The organism is Pseudomonas sp. YA1 (assembly GCF_058680555.1).
This window is the reverse complement of the sequence record NZ_JBZWBG010000049.1, coordinates 1-937: the sequence shown is the minus strand read 5'-3', so window position 1 is coordinate 937 and position 937 is coordinate 1. Positions and strand designations below refer to the sequence as shown.

Here is a 937-nt window from a genome sequence, read left to right as displayed (position 1 = left end):
TTGGAGCGGGAGAAAGCGATATTAAAAAAGGCTACCGCTCTCTTGATGTCGGACGAACTCGATCGTACGCGCTGATAGACCAGTTGAGTGAGCAGGAGTCGGTGGAAGTGGTCTGTTCAGCTTTCGATGTGGCGCGGTCTTGCTACTACGTCCACCGTCTTCGACGGCGGCGTGTCGATGCTCGCCGCGTGGCGCTACGCAGCCAAGTCAACCAGTTGTTCAGCCAGAGTCGGGGCTCGGCCGGCAGCCGCAGCATTCTGGGCATGCTGCGCGAAGAGGGCGTGACCATCGGCCGTTTCCGAGTGCGTCGGTTGATGCGTGAGCTGGGCCTGGTCAGCAAGCAACCGGGCTCGCACGCCTACAAACAGGCCACGGTTGAGCGGCCGGATATCCCGAATCGGCTGAACCGCAAATTCGCGACCGAGCATCCCAATCAGGTGTGGTGTGGCGACATCACCTACGTCTGGGCGCAAGGCCGTTGGCACTACCTGGCCGCGGTACTGGATCTGCATACCCGGCGGGTGATCGGCTGGGCGTTCTCGGCCAAGCCGGATGCCGAACTGGTGATCAAGGCCCTGGACATGGCCTACGAACAGCGCGGCAGGCCACAGCAGGTGCTGTTCCATTCAGACCAGGGCAGCCAGTACGCCAGCCGCCTGTTTCGGCAACGGCTCTGGCGCTATCGGATGCAGCAGAGCATGAGCCGTCGGGGGAATTGCTGGGATAACTCGCCGATGGAGCGCCTGTTCCGCAGTCTGAAGTCGGAGTGGGTCCCGTCAACGGGTTACCTGACGGCGCAGGAGGCCCAACGGGACATCAGTCATTACTTGATGCACCGCTACAACTGGATCAGGCCGCATCAATTCAACGACGGGTTACCACCTGCGGTGGCCGAAGAAAAACTCAACCCACTGTCCGGGATGGGTTGACCACTACA

The 937-nt window shown here is 61.2% G+C and carries 1 pseudogene; it reads left to right on the top strand.

Annotation, left to right across the window (positions count from 1 at the left end):
• A pseudogene (locus tag AC4OR5_RS30905) lies at positions 1 to 929 on the top strand (IS3-like element IS222 family transposase); the annotation flags it as partial.
• Positions 930 to 937: the final 8 nt, after the last annotated feature.